The sequence below is a fragment of the Burkholderia aenigmatica genome (assembly GCF_048627025.1).
Lineage (GTDB): Bacteria > Pseudomonadota > Gammaproteobacteria > Burkholderiales > Burkholderiaceae > Burkholderia > Burkholderia aenigmatica.
Genome location: NZ_CP184468.1, coordinates 2,638,839 through 2,657,483, shown reverse-complemented (window position 1 = coordinate 2,657,483; position 18,645 = coordinate 2,638,839). Strand labels below are relative to the sequence as shown.

Here is an 18,645-nt window from a genome sequence, read left to right as displayed (position 1 = left end):
GGGCATTCTATCGAACCCCGGCAGAGGGGCCGCGGCCGCGCGAGGGCGGGGCGGCGATTGCGACTTAGGTGCTCTTGCGGTTGAGCGCGCGGAAGCCGATGTCGCGGCGGTACTGCATGCCTTCGAAATTGATCTGGTTGATCGTCTCGTACGCATGCTGCTGCGCTTCACGTACCGAATCGGCGAGGCCGACCACGCACAGCACGCGGCCGCCGGCCGTCGTCAGCTTGTCGCCGTCGAGCGTCGTGCCCGCATGGAACGTAACCGCCTGCTCGGTTTCGGCCGGGATTCCGTTGATGCGGTCGCCCTTGCGCGGCGCGTCCGGATAACCGTGCGCGGCCAGCACGACGCCAAGCGCGGTGCGGCGGTCCCAGTCGAGTTCGACCGTGTCGAGCGTGCCCGCGATCGCCTGTTCGACGACCTTCGAGAAATCGCTCTTCAGGCGCGCCATGATCGGCTGCGTTTCCGGGTCGCCCATCCGGCAGTTGAATTCCAGCGTGCGCGGATTGCCTTCCTTGTCGATCATCAGGCCCGCATACAGGAAGCCGGTGAAGCGGATGCCGTCCTTCTCCATCCCGCGTACCGTCGGCATGATGATCTCGCGCATCACGCGTGCGTGCATCTGCGGCGTGACGATCGGGGCAGGGGAGTACGCACCCATGCCGCCGGTGTTCGGGCCGCGGTCTTCATCCAGCAGGCGCTTGTGATCCTGGCTGGATGCCAGTGCCAGCGCGTGCTTGCCGTCGACCATCACGATGAAGCTCGCTTCCTCGCCATCGAGGAATTCCTCGATCACGACGCGCGCGCCGGCGTCGCCGAGCTTGTTGCCCGACAGCATCATGTCGACGGCTTCGTGTGCTTCTTCCAGCGTCATCGCGACGACGACGCCCTTGCCGGCCGCGAGGCCGTCGGCCTTCACGACGATCGGCGCACCCTTCGCGTCGATGTACGCGTGCGCGGCGGCCACGTCGGAGAACGTCTCGTACTCGGCGGTCGGGATGCCGTGGCGCTTCATGAACGCCTTCGCGAAATCCTTCGAGCTCTCGAGCTGCGCGGCTTCGCGGGTCGGACCGAAGACCTTCAGGCCGCGTGCGCGGAACAGGTTGACGATGCCGGCCGCGAGCGGCGCTTCCGGCCCGACGAGCGTGAACGCGACGCCTTCGCGTTCCGCGAAATCGGCGAGTTCGTCGAGCGCCGTGATGTCGACGTTCTTCAGACGCTCGTCCTGCGCCGTGCCGCCATTGCCGGGCGCGACGTAGACCATCTGGACGCGCGGCGACTGCGCGAGCTTCCACGCCAGCGCATGTTCGCGGCCGCCGGAACCGACGACGAGTAGTTTCATGGGATTCCCCGCAGACTAGAAAACAGGGCGGCCGGCACGCTCAGGCGCGCCGGCCGCGGATTCGGTCGGGCCGCCGCCGCGACAGGAGCACGGCGGCCGGCACATCATTCCTCGACGATGACGGCGTTCGTATACACGTCCTGCACGTCGTCGAGGTTCTCGAGCGCGTCCAGGAGCTTCTGCATCTTCGCCGCGTCGTCGCCGGTGAATTCGACTTCGTTCTGCGGCTTCATCGTCACTTCGGCGAGTTCGGCCTTGAAGCCGCCGGCTTCGAGCGCGTCCTTCACCGCCGAGAATGCCTGCCAGTCGCACAGCACTTCGATCGAACCGTCGTCGTTCGTGTTCACGTCGTTCGCGCCGGCTTCGAGCGCGGCTTCCATCAGCGCGTCTTCCGACGTGCCCGGTGCGAACAGGAACTGGCCGACGTGATCGAACATGAACGCGACCGAGCCGTCGGTGCCCATGTTGCCGCCGAACTTCGAGAACGCGTGGCGGACTTCCGCGACCGTGCGGGTGCGGTTGTCGGTCAGCGTGTCGACGATGATCGCCGCGCCGCTGATGCCGTAGCCTTCGTAACGGATTTCCTCGTAGTTCGCGCCATCCGCGCCGCCGACGCCGCGATCGATCGCGCGCTTGACGTTGTCCTTCGGCATGTTCGCGTCGGCCGCCTTGTCGACCGCGAGGCGCAGGCGCGGGTTCGAGTTGACGTCGCCGCCGCCGAGGCGCGCCGCGACCTGGATTTCCTTGATCAGGCGGGTCCAGATCTTGCCGCGCTTCGCGTCGGCCGCTGCCTTCTTATGCTTGATGTTGGCCCATTTCGAATGACCAGCCATACCTTTCTCCGTGCCCGGGCGCGCAGCGCGGGCGATTGTTTCAATGTGTCGTTGAATCGGCGGCCGTTTCGGCGGGCATGAAGCCGCGGGGCCGCGCGTGTCGAGTGGATCGAGATTTTATCACGCGGCGACCGCCGGATCGGGGCCGCCGCGCATGGCCGAACGGCCGGGCAGGCCGTCGCGTGCCGTGCCGCGCGCCGCGCGGCCGTGCCGGTGCGTCAGTTCTTGGTGCCGAACAGGCGGTCGCCCGCGTCGCCGAGGCCCGGCACGATGTACGCGTGCTCGTTCAGATGCGAATCGAGCGACGCGACGAACAGCTTCACGTCCGGGTGCGCGTCCTGGAACACCTGCACGCCTTCGGGCGCGGCGACCAGCGCGACGAACATGATGTTCGCGGCCGGCACGTTGCGGCGCTTCAGCACGTCGACCGCGTGCACGGCCGAGTAGCCGGTCGCGACCATCGGGTCGCACAGGATGAAGATGCGGTCTTCCAGATCCGGCAGGCGCACCAGGTACTCGACCGGGCGGTGATCCTCGGCGCGGTACACGCCGATGTGGCCGACGCGCGCGGACGGAACCAGGTCGAGCAGGCCGTCCGACATCCCGATGCCCGCGCGCAGCACCGGCACGATCGCCAGCTTCTTGCCCGCGATCACCGGTGCGTCGACCTCGACGAGCGGGGTTTCGACCCGCTTGGTCGTGATCGGCAGGTTGCGGGTGATCTCGTAACCCATCAGCAGCGTGATTTCGCGCAGCAGCTCGCGGAACGTGCGCGTGGACGTGTCCTTGTCGCGCATGTGCGTGAGCTTGTGCTGGATCAGCGGGTGATCGGTGATGAAGAGATTCGGGAAACGGCTGTCCTGTTTCATGACGGGGGCGCCTTGGCGGCAAAAGAGGATCGGGGGCGGCGGCGGGCGCAAGCCGGCCGCGCGCTTATGTCCGCAATTTTACCAAGGCGCGCCGCATGATCCGGATAATATCGACGTCTCACGACAATCCGCGCGCCCGCGCCCGCCCGATTGCCCGCCTGACCCGCCCGCGGTTCATGCGCCGGCACGCCGGGGCCGTGCCGGCGCGTGTCGCCACCAAGGAATCGACGATGGATCTCGGCATCGCAGGAAAGACCGCGCTCGTGTGCGCGGCCAGCAAGGGGCTCGGTCGCGGCTGCGCGGAAGCGCTGGCCGCCGAGGGCGTGAACCTCGTGATCGTCGCGCGCACGCGCGACACGCTGGAGGAAACCGCGGAGGAGATCCGCGCCGGCGCGAACGTGTCGGTGACTTCGGTCGCCTGCGACATCACGACGCCGGACGGGCGCGCGGCTGCGCTCGCCGCCTGCCCGCAGCCGGACATTCTCGTGACGAATGCCGGCGGCCCGCCGCCCGGCGACTTCCGCGACTTCTCACACGACGACTGGATCCGCGCGCTCGAATCGAACATGCTGACGCCGATCGAGCTGATCCGCGCGACCCTCGACGGGATGATCGCGCGCGGCTTCGGCCGGATCGTCAACATCACGAGCTCGGCCGTGAAGGCGCCGATCGACGTGCTCGCGCTGTCGAACGGCGCGCGCTCGGGGCTGACCGGCTTCGTCGCGGGGCTGTCGCGCAAGGTCGCGGGGCAGGGCGTGACGATCAACAACCTGCTGCCGGGCCTGTTCGACACCGACCGGATCGCGACCACGCTCGCCGCGTCGGCGAAGGCGCAGGGCGTGACGGTCGACGAGCTGCGCGCGCGGCGCACGAAGGACATTCCGGCCGGCCGTCTCGGCACGCGTGCGGAATTCGGCGCGGCGTGCGCGTTCCTGTGCAGCGTGCATGCCGGCTACATCACCGGGCAGAACTGGCTGCTCGACGGCGGCGCGTATCCAGGCACGTTCTGACGCGCGCACCGCCTTTCACGACGACAACCTCAAACGAAGGATCTGGAGATGAGCAAACCCCGCATCGCATTGATTGCGCACGACGCGAAGAAAGACGAAATCGTCGCGCTCGCGGGCGAATTCCGCACGACGCTCGCGCAATGCCGGCTGGTGGCGACCGGCACGACGGGCGGCCGCATCGCGGACGCGCACGGGCTCGAAGTCGAGCGCAAGCTGTCGGGGCCGCTCGGCGGCGATCTGCAGATCGGTGCGGAACTGGCCGACGGCCGCATCGACATCGTCGTGTTCCTGCGCGACCCGATGACCGCGCAGCCGCACGACCCCGACATCACCGCGCTCGTGCGGGCGTGCGACGTGCACGACGTGCCGGTCGCGACCAACGTCGCCACCGCGCGGATGCTGCTCGACGATCTGGCGCGCAACATGCAGGACGTCTGCTAGGCGCAGTTCGCGCCCGATTGCCCCTGATGGCGGCAGGGCCATGCACGGTTGGCGGCGTCGGGCGAGAATCGTGCGTCGCGACGCGCGCCTGCCGCCCGGTTCCCGCCTGAATCGGCCGGTTCGCGTATCGGCGACCCGGATTTTTCCCTGACCGAATCAGAAACGAGGAGCGAAACGATGCCGAAAGCAATCCGATACGACCAGCCGGGCGGCCCGGACGTGATGAAGTGGGTCGATGTCGAGGTCGGCGAGCCGAAGGCGGGTGAAGTCCGCATCCGGCAGCATGCGGTCGGCCTCAACTACATCGACGTCTATTTCCGCACCGGCCTTTACCCGCAAGCGCTGCCCGGCGGTCTCGGGATGGAGGCGGCGGGCGAGGTGACGGCCGTCGGCGAAGGCGTGACCACGCTCAAGGCGGGCGACCGCGTCGCGTACGTCGGGCAGCCGCCGGGCGCGTACGCGCAGGAGCGCGTGATGCCGGCCGAGCGGCTCGTAAAGCTGCCGGACGGCATCAGCTACGACGACGCGGCGTCGGTGATGCTGCAGGGCCTGACCGCGCACTATCTGCTGCGCCGCACGTATCCGGTGAAGGCCGGCGACACGATCCTGATCCACGCGGCAGCCGGCGGCGTCGGCCTGCTCGTATGCCAGTGGGCGAAGGCGCTCGGCGCGACCGTGATCGGGACGGTCGGTTCCGACGAGAAAGCCGCGCTCGCGAAGGCGCACGGCTGCGACCATCCGATCGTCTACACGCGCGAGAACTTCACGCAGCGCGTGAAGGAGATCACGAACGGCGCGGGCGTGCCGGTCGTCTACGACTCGATCGGCAAGGACACCTACATCGGCTCGCTCGACAGCCTCGCGCCGCTCGGGCTGTTCGTCAGCTTCGGCAATGCGTCGGGCCCGCTGCCGCCGATCGACTCGAAGGAATTCTCGTCGCGCGGCTCGCTGTTCTTTACGCGACCCACGCTGTTCTCGTACATCGCGAAGCGCGCCGATCTCGAATCCGCTGCCGCCGAGCTGTTCGACGTGCTGCTGTCGGGCAAGGTGAAGACGAGCATCAACCAGCGCTATCCGCTCGCGGAAGTCGCCCGCGCGCATGAAGATCTCGAAGCGCGCAAGACCACCGGCTCGACGATCCTCGTTCCCTGACCCGTCCCTCCGTGCCGGCGCCATGCCGGCACGCGCTTGTCCGGGCGGCGCCAGCGTGCCGTCCGGTCCGCCTTCCGGTTTCTGCCGTCCCCCGCTGAATTCCACGTTTACGCGTTTTTTATACCCGCCCCGATACCTTTGACCCGTCCTTTACGTGCGTTCCCATAAGGTTCTAGTCGTCTGATTTCGACGATGGAGAACAGAAAAATGGATGGGGTTTTCATCGGCGCACTGGTGCTCTTCACCGCGCTGATCCTCGGTTTGATTGCCGGTTGCAACAAGCTCGTGCAATACGGTCGCGGGGGGCGAGCATGACCTGGATGCTTTGGCTGGCGGGTGCCTCGACGGCCCTGCTGTTCGCGTATCTCGTCTTTGCGCTGCTGCGCGCGGAGGACATCGAATGAACGCGAACAATCTCTTTCAAACGGTGCTCTTCATCGTCGTGCTGCTGGCGGCGGCCGTTCCGGTCGCGCGCTACCTGTCCGCGGTGATGGACGGCAGCTCGCGTGTCGTGCGCGTGTTCGGGCCACTCGAGCGCGCGCTGTACCGCATCGCCGGCGTCGACGCCGGCAGCGAGATGAACTGGAAGCAGTACGCGGTTGCGACGATCGCGTTCAACGCGCTCGGCGCGCTGTTCCTCTACGGCCTGCTGCGCCTGCAGGGCTTCCTGCCCGGCAACCCGCAGCAGTTCGGCGCGATGACGGTCGACGGCGCGTTCAACACGGCCGTCAGCTTCGTCACCAACACGAACTGGCAGGACTACACGCCCGAGCAGACCGTCAGCTACCTGACGCAGATGCTCGGCCTGACCGTGCAGAACTTCCTGTCGGCGGCGACCGGCATCGTCGTCGTGATTGCGTTGATCCGCGGCTTCGCACGTCATACCGCGCAGACGATCGGCAACTTCTGGGTCGACCTCACGCGCGTGACGATGTACGTGCTCGTGCCGATGTCGGTGGTCATCGCCGCGCTGCTGATGAGCCAGGGCGTGATCCAGAACATGAAGGCGTATGAGGACGTGCCGGTGCTGCAGACGAGCACCTACGCGGCGCCGAAGCTCGACGCGCAGGGCAATCCGGTGAAGGACGACAAGGGCAACCCGGTGACGGTGCCGACCCAGCTCACGAAGCAGACGCTTGCGATGGGCCCGGTCGCGTCGCAGGAAGCGATCAAGATGCTCGGCACCAACGGTGGCGGCTTCTTCAACGCGAACTCCGCGCACCCGTACGAGAACCCGACGCCGTTCGCGAACTTCATCCAGATCTTCTCGATCCTGATCATCCCGGCCGCGCTGTGTCTCGTGTTCGGCCGCGTGATCGGCGACCGCCGGCAGGGCATCGCGGTGCTCGCGGCGATGACGGTCGCGTTCGTGATCGCGATCGGTGTCGAGGTGAGCGCCGAGCAGGGCGGCAACCCGACGCTCGCCGCGCTGCACGTCGACCAGTCGACGAGCGCGCTGCAGCCGGGCGGCAACATGGAAGGCAAGGAAACGCGCTTCGGCATCGCGCAGACCGGCATCTTCACGGTCGCGACGACGGCCGCGTCGTGCGGCGCGGTCGACACGATGCACGATTCGCTGACGCCGCTCGGCGGCCTCGTGCCGATGCTGCTGATGCAACTGGGCGAAGTGATCTACGGCGGGGTCGGCTCCGGTCTCTACGGGATGCTCGTGTTCGCGCTGCTCGCGGTGTTCGTCGCCGGCCTGATGATCGGCCGCACGCCGGAATACGTCGGCAAGAAGATCGAGTCGTACGAGATGAAGATGGTGTCGATCGTCGTGCTGCTCACGCCGCTGCTGGTGCTGGTCGGCACGTCGATCGCCGTGCTCGCCGATGCGGGCAAGGCCGGCATCGCGAACCCGGGGCCGCATGGCTTCTCGGAAATCCTGTACGCGTTCAGCTCGGCCGCCAACAACAACGGCAGCGCGTTCGCGGGCCTGACGGTCGGCACGCCGTTCTACAACTGGATGACCGCGATCGCGATGTGGTTCGGCCGCTTCGGCACGATCGTGCCGGTGCTGGCGATCGCCGGCTCGCTCGCCGCGAAGAAGCGCATCGCGGTGACGAGCGGCACGCTGCCGACGCACGGTCCGCTGTTCGTCGTGCTGCTGCTCGGCACCGTGCTGCTGGTGGGCGCGCTGACCTACGTGCCGGCGCTTGCGCTCGGCCCGGGCGTCGAGCACCTGATGATGTGGCTGGGCGCGTAATGCGCGCCCGTATGGCGACACATTGAAAAGACTGAAGAGATTGAAGAGATCGCAATGACTCAACATTCCGCAACACGGTCCATGTTCGATCCGGCGCTGCTGCGCCCGGCGATCGTGGACTCGTTCAAGAAACTTACGCCGCGCACGCAGTTCCGCAATCCGGTGATGTTCTGCGTGTACGTCGGCAGCATTCTGACCACGATCCTGTGGATCGCGGCGCTCGCCGGCCAGGCCGAGGCGCCCGCGGGCTTCATCCTCGCGATCGCGCTGTGGCTGTGGTTCACCGTGCTGTTCGCGAACTTCGCCGAAGCGCTCGCCGAAGGGCGCTCGAAGGCGCAGGCCGCGTCGCTGCGCAGCGCGAAGAAAGACGTGATGGCGAAGAAGCTCAACGAGCCGCATCCGAAGTCGCCGATCCGCATCACGACCGCGACCGAGCTGCGCAAGGGCGACGTCGTGCTCGTCGAAGCGGGTGACGTGATCCCGGCCGACGGCGAGGTGGTCGATGGCGTCGCGTCGGTCGACGAATCGGCGATCACCGGCGAATCCGCGCCGGTGATCCGCGAATCGGGCGGCGACTTCTCGTCGGTGACGGGCGGCACGCGCGTGCTGTCCGACTGGATCGTCGTCAAGGTCACCGCGAACCCCGGCGAGGCGTTCCTCGACCGGATGATCGCGATGGTCGAAGGCGCAAAGCGCAAGAAGACGCCGAACGAGATCGCGCTGACGATCCTGCTCGTCGCGCTGACGATCGTGATGCTGCTGGCCACCGCAACGCTGCTGCCGTTCTCGATGTTCTCGGTCGAGGCGATGAAGGCCGGCCACGTGGTGACGATCACCGCGCTCGTCGCGCTGCTCGTGTGCCTGATTCCGACGACGATCGGCGGGTTGCTGTCCGCGATCGGCGTGGCCGGGATGAGCCGGATGATGCAGGCGAACGTGATCGCGACGTCGGGCCGTGCGGTGGAAGCCGCTGGCGACGTCGACGTGCTGCTGCTCGACAAGACCGGCACGATCACGCTGGGCAACCGCCAGGCATCGACGTTCGTGCCGGCGCCGGGCGTGACCGAGGAAGCGCTGGCCGATGCCGCGCAACTGTCGTCGCTCGCCGACGAAACGCCGGAAGGCCGCAGCATCGTCGTGCTCGCGAAGGAGCGCTTCAACATTCGCCAGCGCGACATGGGGCAACTGCATGCGACGTTCATCGGCTTTTCCGCGCAGACGCGGATGAGCGGCGTCGACCTGCCGGGCCGTGAAATCCGCAAGGGCGCGGCCGACGCGATCCGCAACTACGTCGAGACGCACGGCAGCCGCTTCCCGGAAGAAGTGCGCCGCGCGGTCGATGAAGTCGCGCGCCGTGGCAGCACGCCGCTCGTCGTGGCCGACCTGCATGAAGGGGCGGCGCGCGTGCTCGGCGTGATCGAGCTGAAGGACATCGTGAAGGGCGGCATCAAGGAGCGCTTCGCGGAACTGCGCAAGATGGGCATCAAGACCGTGATGGTGACGGGCGACAACCGGCTGACGGCCGCGGCAATTGCGGCGGAAGCGGGTGTCGACGATTTCCTCGCGGAAGCGACGCCGGAAACCAAGCTCGCGACGATCCGCGAGCACCAGGCCGCAGGGCGCCTCGTCGCGATGACGGGCGACGGCACCAACGACGCACCGGCGCTCGCGCAGGCCGACGTCGCCGTGGCGATGAACACCGGCACGCAGGCGGCGAAGGAAGCCGGCAACATGGTCGACCTCGACTCGAACCCGACGAAGCTGATCGAGATCGTCGAGATCGGCAAGCAGATGCTGATGACGCGCGGTTCGCTGACGACGTTCTCGATCGCGAACGACATCGCGAAGTATTTCGCGATCATCCCGGCCGCGTTCGTGACGACGTACCCGCAGCTGCGCGTGCTCGACATCATGCACCTGACGTCGCCGGCATCCGCGATCCTGTCGGCGGTGATCTTCAACGCGCTGATCATCGTCGCGCTGATCCCGCTCGCGCTGAAGGGCGTCACGTACCGGCCGCTCGGCGCCGCGTCGCTCCTGCGCCGCAACCTGCTGGTGTACGGCCTCGGCGGCGTGCTGCTGCCGTTCCCGTTCATCAAGCTGATCGACATGACGCTCGCTGCACTCGGCTGGGCCTGAGCCGGCCGTACTTGAAGGAAACATCATGAAAACGTTGATTCGTCCGCTCGTCGTGATCTTTGCCGTGCTGACCGCGGTGACGGGGCTCGCATACCCGGCCGTGATGACCGTGTTCGGCCAGGCCGTGTTCCCGTCGCAGGCGAACGGCAGCCTGATCGAGAAGGACGGCAAGGCGGTCGGCTCCGCGCTGATCGGCCAGCAGTTCGATGCGCCGAAGTACTTCTGGGGCCGCCTGTCGGCCACGTCGCCGATGCCGTACAACGCGACCGGCTCCGGCGGCTCGAACCTCGGCCCGCTGAACCCGTCGCTCGCCGACCAGGTGAAGGGGCGCATCGCCGCGCTGCGCGACGCGGGCACCGACATGTCGAAGCCCGTGCCGGTCGACCTCGTGACGGCGTCGGCCAGCGGCCTCGATCCGGAGATCACGCCGGCCGCCGCCGCGTACCAGGTCGAGCGGGTCGCGAAGGCGCGCAACCTGGCGCCCGACGCGGTCGCGCAGCTCGTCGCCGCGAACACGAAGGGCCGCCAGTTCGGCGTGCTCGGCGAACCGCGCGTGAACGTGCTGAAGCTGAACCTCGCGCTCGACGCGGCGCAGGCCGCGCACTGAGCGAACGTAAGGCAACCGGCGTCCGGCGCGGCCCGATCCGCGCCGGACGCGACTTTTCCCGACGGCGCATGCGCCGTCTTTGCCTTTTGCGGCGATTTGGAACAACAATGCTCGTACTCGCGCGCATCCGGGCGCTCCGCCTATCTGACGCATGAATCGTCCCGACCCAGACCAACTCCTCGACAAGCTGCAGCGTGACGAAGAAAAGCAGCGACGCGGCCAGCTCAAGATTTTCTTCGGCGCATCGGCCGGTGTCGGCAAGACCTACGCGATGCTGCAGGCCGCGCGCCAGCGCCTGCAGGAAGGCGTCGACGTCGTCGTCGGCATCGTCGAGACCCACGGGCGCAGCGAAACCGCCGCGCTGCTCGACGGCCTCGACGTGCTGCCGCTCGCGCGCATCGACTATCGCGGCCGCACGCTGGCCGAATTCGATCTCGACGGCGCGCTCGCGCGCCAGCCGCAACTGATCCTCGTCGACGAACTCGCGCATTCGAACGTGCAGGGCGCACGGCACCTGAAGCGTTGGCAGGACGTGTACGAGCTGCTCGACGCGGGCATCGACGTGTATACGACCGTCAACGTCCAGCATCTCGAAAGCCTGAACGACGTGGTCGGCGCGATCACCGGCATTCGCGTGTGGGAGACCGTACCTGACCGCGTGTTCGACGCGGCCGATGAAGTCACGCTCGTCGACCTGCCGGCCGAGGAACTGCTCGAGCGGATGCGCGACGGCAAGGTTTATCTCGCGCAGCAGGCCGAGCGCGCGGTGCGCAACTTCTTCCGCAAGGGCAACCTGATCGCGCTGCGCGAACTGGCGCTGCGGCGCACGGCCGATCGCGTCGACGCGCAGATGCGCGAATACCGTGCCGACCGCTCGATCCAGCGCATCTGGCAGGCGCGCGAGCGGCTGCTCGTGTGCGTCGGGCCCGGCCCCGAGGCGCCGACGCTGGTGCGCGCGGCCGCGCGGCTCGCCGCGAGCCTGAAGGCCGACTGGATCGCCGTCTATGTGGAGACGCCGCGCCTGCAGCGGCTGCCCGACGCGCAGCGGCAGCGCACGCTCGACGCGCTGAAGCTCGCGGCCGAGCTCGGCGCAGAGACGGCCACGCTCGCCGGCGGCGACGCGGTCGCCGCGCTGATCGGTTATGCGAAGGTACGCAACGTGTCGAAGATCGTCGCGGGCGGCTCGCCGAAGGTCGGGCTCGTGCGCCGCCTCGCGCGGCCGTTCGGCGAACAGCTCGCCGAACGCGCGGGCGACGTCGACCTGATGCTGATCCGTGCGTCCGCGAGCGACGAGGCGCGCGCCGCGCCGCTCGATGCGCGTGCGCGCGACTGGCGCGATGCGTTCGCGCAGTTCGGCACGCATCGTTCGCCGCCGCGACATTACGCGTACGCGGCCGCGATCTGCGCGGCGATCACGGTCGTCGCGAGCCTCGTGTCCGAGCGGCTCGACCTCACGAACCTCGTGATGCTGTACCTGCTTGGCGTCGTGTTCTCGGCCGTCCGGCTCGGGCGCGGCCCGGGCGTGCTGCAGTCGTTCCTGTCGGTGGCCGCGTTCGATTACTTCTTCGTGCCGCCGCGCATGTCGTTCTCGGTCAGCGACACGCAATACCTGCTGACCTTCTTCGGGATGCTGCTGACGTCGCTCGTGATCAGCCACCTGACGTCGACGCTGACGCGTCAGGCGAGCGTCGCGCAGCGCCGCGAGCGGCGCACCGGCGCCATCTACGCGATGGCGCGCGAGCTGGGCGCGGCGCTGACGACCGAGCAGATCGTCGAGATCGGCAGCCGCCATGTGGGCGAGGTGTTCCGCGCGCGCGTCGCGTTCCTGCTGCCCGACAGCGCGGACAAGGTGTGGCAGAAGATCGAGGAGCCCGATGCAGCCGTCACGCTGACGGGCGCCGATCTGGACAGCGACGTCGGCCAGTGGGTCTATGACCAGCAGAAGCCGGCTGGCCGCGGCACCGACACGTTACCGGCGACGGTTGCACTGTACCTGCCGCTGAAGGCGCCGATGCGCACGCGCGGCGTGCTCGCGGTCGCGTCGCGCGAGCCGCGCGAACTCGAGGTGCCGGAACAGCAGCGGATGCTCGACGCATTCGCCGCGCAGATCGCGCTCGCGCTCGAACGCGTGCACTACGTCGAGATCGCGCGCGACGCGCTGGTGAGCATGGAATCCGAGCGGCTGCGCAACTCGCTGCTGTCGGCGATCTCGCACGACCTGCGCACGCCGCTCACGACGATCGTCGGCTTCTCGTCGATGCTCGCGAACGGGCGGGCGGCCGCGCAGGGCGGCGACGTGGCGGCGGCGGAGCGTTTCGCGCAGCGCGAGGGCGAACTCGTCGACGCGATCCACGACGAGGCGCTGCGGATGACGGGCATCGTCACGAACCTGCTCGACATGGCGCGGCTGCAGGCCGGCAGCCTGCAGTTGAAGCGCCAGTGGTCGCTGCTCGAGGAAACCGTCGGCGCCGCACTCGCCGCATGCAGGCGCGTGCTTGCGCGCCATCCCGCGCGCGTCGTGCTGCCGGCCGATTTGCCGTTGTTGCAGATGGACGCGGTGCTGATGGAGCGCCTGTTCACCAACCTGTTCGAGAACGCGGCGAAGTACACGCCGGCCGATACGCCGATCGAGATTGGCGCGGAGCGCATGACCGACGACGGGCTGCCATTCGTGCGCGTGCTCGTCGACGATTATGGTCCCGGCCTGCCGGCCGGGATGGAAACGCGGATCTTCGACAAGTTCACGCGCGGCGAGAAGGAATCGGCGACGCCCGGCATCGGGCTCGGCCTGGCGATCTGCCGCGCGATCGTCGAGGCGCACGGCGGTAAAATCGGCGCACTCAACCGCACGGCGCCCGACGGCCACGTGACGGGCGCGCGCTTCTGGTTCACGCTGCCGGTCGAGACACCGCCGGCCGCGCCCGCCGTACCCGACGACGAACCCGATGTGCCGGGCGCGTCGTCCCCATCCGAATCATTGCCAGACCATGAGTGAACCCAGCCTGACCGTCGTCCTGATCGAGGACGAAAAGCAGATCCGCCGTTTCGTGCGCGCCGCGCTCGAGGAGGAGGACATCGCGGTGTTCGAGGCCGAGACGGGCAAGCAGGGGCTGATCGACGCGGCGACGCGCAAGCCCGATCTCGTGATCGTCGACCTCGGCCTGCCCGATACCGACGGCCTCGACGTGATCCGCGAACTGCGCGGCTGGTCCGAGGTGCCGGTGATCGTGCTGTCCGCGCGCACGCAGGAAGAGGAGAAGGTCGCGGCGCTCGACGCGGGCGCCGACGATTACCTGACCAAGCCGTTCGGCGTGTCCGAACTGCGTGCGCGGATCCGCGCGCAACTGCGCCGGCGCAACCAGGGCGGCGCGAACGAGTCGCCGAAGGTGAACTTCGGCACCGTGACCGTCGATCTCGCGCTGCGCCAGGTGTGGCGCGACAACGAGATCGTGCACCTGACGCCGCTCGAGTACCGGCTGCTCGCCACGCTCGTGCGGCACGCGGGGCGCGTGCTCACGCACCGGCAGCTGCTGCGCGACGTGTGGGGGCCGTCGCACGTCGAAAGCCACCACTACCTGCGCATCTACATGGCGCACCTGCGCCAGAAGCTCGAGCGCGACCCGGCGCAGCCCGAGTACATCGTCACCGAGACGGGCGTCGGCTACCGGCTCGTCGGGGCCGCATGACGGGTCTCGCCGGGCCGCAGCGGCGCCCGTGCGCGTGACGTCGCGCGCCGGCAGGGTTGCGCCGGCGCGACAGTCTCGCGACCGACGCGCACGTTGCACACCCGGCGCTCATTCCCCGTTATCCTGACCGTTCCGCGAACGAAAACGAGGAGCGTGCAATGTCCGTCCGTCTGGTCGTCATCTGTGCGCTGGCGCTTGCTGCGTCTGGCGCGTTCGCCCAACCGCTGCCGCCCGGGCAGCAACCGTCGTCGTCCCAGCAGGCGATGGCCAATCCCGCGTCGGTCAATTGCGCCAAGCTCGGCGGCCGCCACACGATCCGCAACCTGTCGAGCGGGCAGGTCGGCATGTGCGTGTTCAAGGATGGCCGCGTGTGCGAAGAGTGGGCGCTGTACCGCGACGACCGCTGCGTCGGCGGCGTCACGCCGAAGCGCGTATCGAACTGACCGGGCCCGGCCGATCGGGCCCCCGATCGGCCGCCGGCGCCGCGCCGCGTCCGTAAGCATCTTGTTATACTCGGCGCCGCCCGGGGACGACCCCGGGTCATTCGATTCAACGGGGACGGCCCCATCCGATACGGAGTGCGTCGAGATGGCGTGGGGATTGTTGTTCATTGCCGGATTGCTGGAAGTGGCCTGGGCGGCCGGCATGAAATCGTCGGACGGCTTCACGAAGCTCGGTCCGTCGGCGTTTACGATCGTGACGGCGCTGGCCAGCTTCGGGCTGCTCGCGGTCGCGATGCGCCAGTTGCCGCTCGGCACCGCGTACGCGGTGTGGACGGGCATCGGCGCGGTCGGTGCGTTCGTGTTCGGCATCGTGATGATGGGCGAGGCGCTGACCGTCGCGCGCGTCGCGAGCGCGGCGCTGATCGTCGCGGGGCTGATCGGCCTCAAGCTGTCGTCGGCCGCCTGACGACGGCATCCGGGTGCGCACACGCCCCGCGTGCCGCGCCGCGGAATTGCGCCGGTCACCCGGATAGCCTGTCTATAATGGAACGCATTCGGGCCTGAATTCCGTCGTGCTTCTCGCGGCACGCGGAGCCGGTCGCCACGCGCCGCGCGGCCAGTCTGTCCGACCCGATCCGATCAATCGGCAAAGCGCACGGAAAGTGCAAGGAGAGGGCCATGATCGAAGCCATTTCGCTCGGCGCGGGGCTCGCGTGGGCGAGCGGCCTGCGCCTGTACCTGACGGTGCTGATCGCCGGCGTGCTGGCGCGGTTCGGCTGGCTTCACTTGCCCGACACGCTGGCCGTCCTGATGTCGCCGTGGGTCATCGGCGCCGCGGCCGTGCTCACCGTCACCGAATTCCTTGCCGACAAGATCCCCGCGTTCGACTCGCTGTGGGATGCCGTGCATACCTTCATCCGCATCCCGGCCGGTGCCGTGCTCGCAGCCGGCGCGCTCGGTCATGCCGACCCGACCGTGCTCGCGGTCGCGGGGCTCGCCGGCGGCTCGCTGGCTGGCGCCGCGCATGTGGCGAAGGCCGGCACGCGCGCGATGATCAACCTGTCTCCCGAACCGATTTCTAACTGGATCGCATCGTCGACCGAGGACGGCCTCGTGGTCGGCGGCCTCGCGCTCGCGTTCTTCGTGCCGCTCGCGTTCCTCGTGCTGCTGGCCGCCTTCATCGCGGCGTCGGCATGGGCGCTCCCGCGCCTGTGGCGCGGTGTCTCAGGCGGCTTTCGCGGCATGGCGAACCACATGGTGTCGCGGCTCAACTCGATCGGGGGAAAACACGATTGAAGGGGCGGCAACACGCGGCGCAGCCGCCCGCCGGGCAACCCGGCCATGACGTGTCCGCGCATGCCGGCCGCTTCGGCCTGCGCGACCTGATTCGCCAGGCCGCACGCATGACCGCGCGCGACTGGCGCGCGGGCGAGCTGACGCTGCTCGTCCTCGCCTTGGTGCTCGCGGTCGCGGCGCTGACGAGCGTCGGCTTCCTTGCCGATCGGCTGCGCCAGGGGCTCGAGCGCGACGCGCGCCAGATGCTCGGCGCCGATTTCGTCGTGCGGGCCGATCGCCCCGTCGATCCGTCGTTCGACCGGCAGGCCCGCGCGCTCGGCCTGCGTACCGCGACGACTGCCATCTTCCCGAGCATGATCGCGTCCGCCAAGGGCGGACAGGCGACCGACGCGGCGCCGTCGCGCCTCGCGGCCGTGAAGGCGGTGTCGCCCGGCTATCCGCTGCGCGGCGCGGTCGAGATCCTGCCTGCCGGTGCCACCGCCGCGCAGAAGGCCGCCGAGATTCCCGCGCCCGGCACCGTGTGGGCCGATCCGGCGCTGCTCGACGCGCTGCACCTGAAGGCCGGCGATACGGTGCGCGTCGGGCTGCGCACGTTCAAGGTCGCCGCATCGATCTCCCGCGAACTCGATCGCGGGTTTTCGTTCGTCAATTTTTCGCCGCGGCTGATGATGCGCGCGGACGAACTCGCCGCGACGGGGCTCACGGGCTACGGCAGCCGCGTCACGTACCGGCTGCTGGTCGCCGGCGACCCGCAGGCTGTCGCACGCTTCGAAGCGTATGCGCATGCGCGCGTCGACGGCGGGAAGCTGCGCGGCGCCGGTCTCGAGTCGTTGCAGGAAGGCCAGCCGCAGGTGCGGCAGACGCTGGATCGCGCACGCCACTTCCTGACGCTCGTCGCGCTGCTCACCGCGTTGCTCGCGGCGGTCGCGATCGCGATGGCCGCGCAGCGCTACATGCGGCGCCACCTCGACGGCTGCGCGACGATGCGCTGCCTCGGTGTGAGCCGCCGCACGCTCGGTGCGCTGTTCGCGCTCGAATTCGCCGGTATCGGAATCGTGTCCGGCGCCGCCGGCGCGGTGCTCGGCTACGGCGGCCACTGGGCGTTGCTGGCCGCGCTCGGCAGCCTGATCGATGTCGCGTTGCCGTCGCCCACGCTGTGGCCGGCGCTGATCGGCATGGGCGCCGCGCTCGTGCTGCTGCTCGGCTTTGCACTGCCGCCGCTCGTGCCGCTCACGCGCGTGCCGCCGGTGCGCGTGCTGCGACGTGAGTGGGGCGACGCGTCGCGCACCGCGTGGGCCGCGTATGCGATCGGCGTCGTGCTGTTCGCGGGGCTGCTGATCGTGGCCGCCGGCAACCTGAAGCTCGGGCTGATCGTCGCGGGCGGTTTCGCCGGCGCGCTGGTCGGTTTCGCGCTGATCGCGCGGCTCGTGCTGTTCGCCGCCGCGCGCGCGGTGCGCAACGCGCGCGTGGCCGCGGGGGTCGGCTGGCGCTACGCGCTCGCGTCGCTGCACCGGCGCGGCACGGCCAGCGCGCTGCAGATCACCGCGCTTGCGCTCGGCCTGATGTGCCTGCTGCTGATCGCGATCACGCGCAACGATCTCGTCGCGGGCTGGCGGCAGTCGACGCCGCCCGATGCGCCGAACCAGTTCCTGATCGACATCCAGCCCGACCAGCGCGCCGACGTCGCGGCCTATCTGGCCGCGCACGGGGTGCGTGACGCGGTGCCCGCGCCGATGGTGCGCGGCCGCCTCGTCGCGATCAACGGCAAGCCGGTGAATCCGGACGCGTACCCGTCCGACGAGGCGCGCCGGCTCGTCGACCGCGAGTTCAACCTGTCTTATACGACCGAGCTGCCGTCCGACAACCGGATCGTCGAAGGCGACTGGTTCGGCACCGCAGCCACGCCGCAGATCTCGATCGAGGCCGGCCTCGCGAAGACCTTGAACGTGAAGCCGGGCGACGTGCTGCGTTTCGACGTGACGGGGCTCACGGTCGACGCGCCGATCACGAGCGTGCGCAAGCTCGACTGGGGCTCGTTCCGCGTCAATTTCTTCGTGCTGATGCCGCCGCCGGCGCTGAAGGATTTCCCGGCCGTTTACCTGACGAGCTTCCATTTGCCGGCTTCGGACGCCGCGCTGCTCGATCCGCTGATCGCGCGCTACCCGAACCTGACCGCGATCGACGTCGCGCCGATCCTCGCGCAGTTGCAGCGGATGATGCTGCAGGTGGTCGGTGCGGTGCAGTTCCTGTTCGTGTTCACGCTCGCGGCCGGCGTGCTCGTGCTGTACACCGCGCTTGCCGGCACGCGCGACGAGCGCGTGCGCGAGGCGGCGCTGCTGCGTGCGCTCGGCGCGTCGCGCGCGCAGGTCAACGCGGTGCAGCGCGCGGAATTCGTCGTGGTCGGCGCGCTGGCCGGCGCGCTGGCGTCGGCGGGCGCGATCGCGGTCGGCTGGGTGCTCGCGTCGCGCGTGTTCGACTTCCAGCTTGCCGTCGATCCGTGGCTCGTGCCGGCCGGTATCGCGGCCGGCGTCGCGTGCGCCGGTGCGGCCGGCTGGCTGAGCCTGCATAATGTGTTGCGGCGCCCCGCGCTGCAGTCGCTGCGCGATGCCTGAGCATTGCCG

The 18,645-nt window shown here is 68.9% G+C and carries 17 protein-coding genes; 14 read left to right on the top strand and 3 right to left on the bottom strand.

The annotated features are described in order from the left end of the window. Positions 1-64: 64 nt before the first annotated feature. From purD to upp, 3 genes are all read right to left on the bottom strand, one after another. Entirely contained in the window at positions 65-1,342 is a 1,278-nt protein-coding gene (purD, locus tag ACN8ZM_RS12435; RefSeq protein ID WP_089450970.1) for a phosphoribosylamine--glycine ligase, read from the bottom strand. A gap of 104 nt (positions 1,343-1,446) precedes the next feature. Then, positions 1,447-2,175: a YebC/PmpR family DNA-binding transcriptional regulator gene (locus ACN8ZM_RS12430; RefSeq protein WP_011352741.1), complete on the bottom strand. Its 729-nt coding sequence runs from the start codon at positions 2,173-2,175 to the stop codon at positions 1,447-1,449. A gap of 218 nt (positions 2,176-2,393) precedes the next feature. Next, positions 2,394-3,044 (bottom strand): uracil phosphoribosyltransferase, encoded by a 651-nt coding sequence (gene upp, locus ACN8ZM_RS12425; protein ID WP_043188934.1) that lies wholly within the window; start codon positions 3,042-3,044, stop codon positions 2,394-2,396. Between the two features lie 230 nt (positions 3,045-3,274). On the opposite strand from upp, the gene ACN8ZM_RS12420 reads away from it, so the two are divergent. The 14 genes from ACN8ZM_RS12420 (at position 3,275) to ACN8ZM_RS12355 (ending at position 18,636) form a co-directional block, all read left to right on the top strand. Further along, positions 3,275-4,054: an SDR family oxidoreductase gene (locus ACN8ZM_RS12420; RefSeq protein ID WP_043188931.1), complete on the top strand. Its 780-nt coding sequence runs from the start codon at positions 3,275-3,277 to the stop codon at positions 4,052-4,054. 48 nt (positions 4,055-4,102) lie between these two features. Further along, the gene (locus ACN8ZM_RS12415) at positions 4,103-4,495 is read left to right on the top strand and encodes a methylglyoxal synthase (RefSeq protein WP_043188929.1); all 393 of its coding nucleotides are present in this window, start codon (positions 4,103-4,105) and stop codon (positions 4,493-4,495) included. Positions 4,496-4,672: 177 nt separating this feature from the next. Beyond that, positions 4,673-5,647, top strand: coding sequence for a quinone oxidoreductase family protein (locus ACN8ZM_RS12410; protein ID WP_301767573.1), 975 nt, complete (start codon positions 4,673-4,675; stop codon positions 5,645-5,647). Between the two features lie 192 nt (positions 5,648-5,839). After that, positions 5,840-5,962, top strand: coding sequence for a hypothetical protein (locus ACN8ZM_RS12405; protein ID WP_277405124.1), 123 nt, complete (start codon positions 5,840-5,842; stop codon positions 5,960-5,962). Next, a complete protein-coding gene (gene kdpF, locus ACN8ZM_RS12400; RefSeq protein ID WP_006752209.1) occupies positions 5,959-6,051 on the top strand; it encodes a K(+)-transporting ATPase subunit F in 93 nt (30 codons plus the stop codon). The genes ACN8ZM_RS12405 and kdpF overlap by 4 nt, the downstream gene beginning before the upstream one ends. Continuing rightward, the gene (gene kdpA / locus ACN8ZM_RS12395) at positions 6,048-7,853 is read left to right on the top strand and encodes a potassium-transporting ATPase subunit KdpA (RefSeq protein WP_089450967.1); all 1,806 of its coding nucleotides are present in this window, start codon (positions 6,048-6,050) and stop codon (positions 7,851-7,853) included. The genes kdpF and kdpA overlap by 4 nt, the downstream gene beginning before the upstream one ends. 54 nt (positions 7,854-7,907) lie before the next feature. After that, positions 7,908-9,992: a potassium-transporting ATPase subunit KdpB gene (gene kdpB / locus ACN8ZM_RS12390; protein WP_089450966.1), complete on the top strand. Its 2,085-nt coding sequence runs from the start codon at positions 7,908-7,910 to the stop codon at positions 9,990-9,992. A gap of 25 nt (positions 9,993-10,017) precedes the next feature. Further along, on the top strand, positions 10,018-10,599 hold the full coding sequence (kdpC, locus tag ACN8ZM_RS12385; RefSeq protein WP_043188915.1) for a potassium-transporting ATPase subunit KdpC: 582 nt from the start codon (positions 10,018-10,020) through the stop codon (positions 10,597-10,599). A 151-nt stretch (positions 10,600-10,750) separates the two neighbouring features. Then, positions 10,751-13,594 (top strand): sensor histidine kinase, encoded by a 2,844-nt coding sequence (locus ACN8ZM_RS12380; RefSeq protein ID WP_205824180.1) that lies wholly within the window; start codon positions 10,751-10,753, stop codon positions 13,592-13,594. Beyond that, positions 13,587-14,285 (top strand): two-component system response regulator KdpE, encoded by a 699-nt coding sequence (kdpE, locus tag ACN8ZM_RS12375; RefSeq protein WP_043188911.1) that lies wholly within the window; start codon positions 13,587-13,589, stop codon positions 14,283-14,285. Before ACN8ZM_RS12380 ends, kdpE begins: the two co-directional genes overlap by 8 nt. Positions 14,286-14,443: 158 nt before the next feature. After that, a complete protein-coding gene (locus tag ACN8ZM_RS12370; protein WP_043188908.1) occupies positions 14,444-14,728 on the top strand; it encodes a DUF333 domain-containing protein in 285 nt (94 codons plus the stop codon). A 145-nt stretch (positions 14,729-14,873) separates the two neighbouring features. After that, the gene (gene sugE, locus ACN8ZM_RS12365) at positions 14,874-15,194 is read left to right on the top strand and encodes a quaternary ammonium compound efflux SMR transporter SugE (protein ID WP_043188905.1); all 321 of its coding nucleotides are present in this window, start codon (positions 14,874-14,876) and stop codon (positions 15,192-15,194) included. A 212-nt stretch (positions 15,195-15,406) separates the two neighbouring features. Continuing rightward, a complete protein-coding gene (locus ACN8ZM_RS12360; RefSeq protein WP_043188903.1) occupies positions 15,407-16,024 on the top strand; it encodes a DUF4126 domain-containing protein in 618 nt (205 codons plus the stop codon). Next, on the top strand, positions 16,021-18,636 hold the full coding sequence (locus ACN8ZM_RS12355) for an ABC transporter permease (RefSeq protein ID WP_420210054.1): 2,616 nt from the start codon (positions 16,021-16,023) through the stop codon (positions 18,634-18,636). The genes ACN8ZM_RS12360 and ACN8ZM_RS12355 overlap by 4 nt, the downstream gene beginning before the upstream one ends. Positions 18,637-18,645 lie beyond the last annotated feature (9 nt).